The organism is Simplicispira sp. GW247-4R2A, assembly GCF_059424465.1.
This window is the reverse complement of the sequence record NZ_JBWKZM010000054.1, coordinates 1-2,035: the sequence shown is the minus strand read 5'-3', so window position 1 is coordinate 2,035 and position 2,035 is coordinate 1. Positions and strand designations below refer to the sequence as shown.

Here is a 2,035-nt window from a genome sequence, read left to right as displayed (position 1 = left end):
GGGGAAGTCGGGGAACTGACGGCGGACTGCGGTCTGCGGGTGGTTTCAAGTTTCGACGTTGATGGGCGGATTCGACCCGAAGGCAACGGTGAGCATCGCTTTCCAAAGCGGTCTGCGATGCGTTACCCAGCGCTCCCACAGCCAGAACCTGCCCTGCGAGCGCCCAGATTTCACCTCTTCGCAAGCTATAGTTTCCCCCGACGCAAGCGTGCCGGGTTTCACGGAATTTTTATACCTGGACGCTTACACAGCAAGGCCGCTGCAAACGTAGACTGCGAGCCACTTTCAGGAAGAAGCCGTGCCCAGAATATCCCGCATCGGCCAGTTTATCCCGCAGGTTTTGCGGTCTAAATGACGTTAGAAATCACTATGAAAATCCACGGGTATGCCGACGAAGGGCTCGCTATTGAGGCGGTGGTTCCCGCTGAGTTGGCGGAAATTACTCTCGTCGCAACAGCTGATGAGCTCCGCCGCATAGCCAAGTTTCTCGAGTCCTGCGCCAGCGGAATGGAAGCTCGGGGTCGCTCATGGGAGCACGAGCACTTATCAGACAAAGACCGCACATTCGAGCATTCGGCGCATTTCGTAGTGTTCAATCCGGAGTACGGCCAATGACTTCTAACCCTGCGGTCAAGCGGACCTGCCTTCGGCAGGCCGCTTACCTGGGCCGTTGGATTCCAAAATCGTTTTCTTCCTACTACAGGCATCTTCAAGTCAATGGAATACATACTCGTAAGCGCTTGCCTTCTTGGCAAACCCGTGCGCTATAACGGAAGCGCCGCACTCTGTAACGATGATCTGCTGCAGCAATGGGTAAGTGAAAGGCGCGTCGTTTTAGTGTGTCCAGAAGTTGAAGGCGGTATGTCGATTCCCAGGCCCCGGGCGGAAATATTGAAAGCAAAAGGAGGAGGCGGAGTTCTTTCCCGAATCTCTCAGGTCATTGAAGAAAATGGAACAGATGTAACGGCCGAGTTCGTTCGGGGCGCGCACGAAGCCTTAGCCAAATGCAAGGCAAGAGGCATCCGACTAGCTATCCTCAAAGAAGGAAGCCCTTCGTGCGGTACAGCTTACACATATGACGGAACCTTTTCGGGCAAAAGAATTTCGTTGCCAGGCGTGACGACTGCACTGCTGCAACAAGCTGGAATTTCCGTTTTCAACGAACTACAACTATCGTCAGTTCAGAGAGAAATCACGCGTCTCGAGACAGAGCGTGCAGGATGCGACACCTCTCAAGAAACACCAGATAACTGATTGATTTTCATGGTGTTTTCAAGCGGTGTTGTCGGAGGGGATGAGCTGCATGCCCATGGCTTTGGCCTTTTGGGCAAGGTTGTGCAAGACCCGCTGGCGGTAGCGCTCCTCGAAGTAATCCTGCCCCCGGTCGGTGTATTCCTGCCCGTGGGTGAGCATGGCGTAGATCAGTCGGGCCAGCTTGTGGGCAGCGGCCGTGACGGCCTTGGGTTTGTCCATGCGCGCGCACATTCGCCGGTAGTACGCACCCAGCGCCGACTGGCTCGAACGCAGGGCCGCTGCCGCCAGCCGCAGCGCCTGGGCCGCGCGGTTGGCGCAGCGCTTGGTCTTGCCGCTCATGACCTTGCCCCCGGTGATCTTGGTGCCCGGGCACAGACCCAGCCAAGAGGCGAAGTGCTTGTCGCTGGGGAACTTGCCCATGTCGGCACCCACCTCGGAGACCACCACCAGCGCGGTGGTCACGTCAATGCCATCGATGCGCGTGAGGTCCACGCCGCACATCTGGAAGAGCTGGGTGCGCAGATCGAACTTCGGGGCATTGCGGGCGCGCCCGCGCTTCTTGCCCTTGACCGGTTCGTCCTCGCGGACATGCAAGGCCCGCAGTTGGTCCTGAATCTGCGCATCGCACTCGACCAGTTGGGTGCCACAGAAGTCAAACGCGTCCAGGGCCTGCTTCAAGGCAAAGAGGTGCTCGGCACGCCAGGTGCCTTGCAGGCTCTTGGCGATCTCGTCCTCGCTGGCGCGGATGCGCGAATTCTTCAGGCGGGCCAAAGCCAGGCCA

General features: G+C 58.0%; 3 protein-coding genes. 2 read left to right on the top strand and 1 reads right to left on the bottom strand.

Features of this window, described 5'->3' with window-relative positions; all coding sequences use genetic code 11:
• Positions 1-351 precede the first annotated feature (351 nt).
• Complete coding sequence (locus AC07ZH_RS20445; protein WP_495201112.1) at positions 352-615, top strand: Imm32 family immunity protein; 264 nt, start codon at positions 352-354, stop codon at positions 613-615.
• A 102-nt stretch (positions 616-717) separates the two neighbouring features.
• A complete protein-coding gene (locus AC07ZH_RS20440; protein WP_495201111.1) occupies positions 718-1,254 on the top strand; it encodes a 2-thiouracil desulfurase family protein in 537 nt (178 codons plus the stop codon).
• A gap of 18 nt (positions 1,255-1,272) precedes the next feature.
• Here AC07ZH_RS20440 and AC07ZH_RS20435 read toward each other — a convergent pair.
• Positions 1,273-2,035 (bottom strand): transposase (locus AC07ZH_RS20435; protein WP_495201110.1); only part of this gene is annotated, 763 nt, incomplete at its 5' end.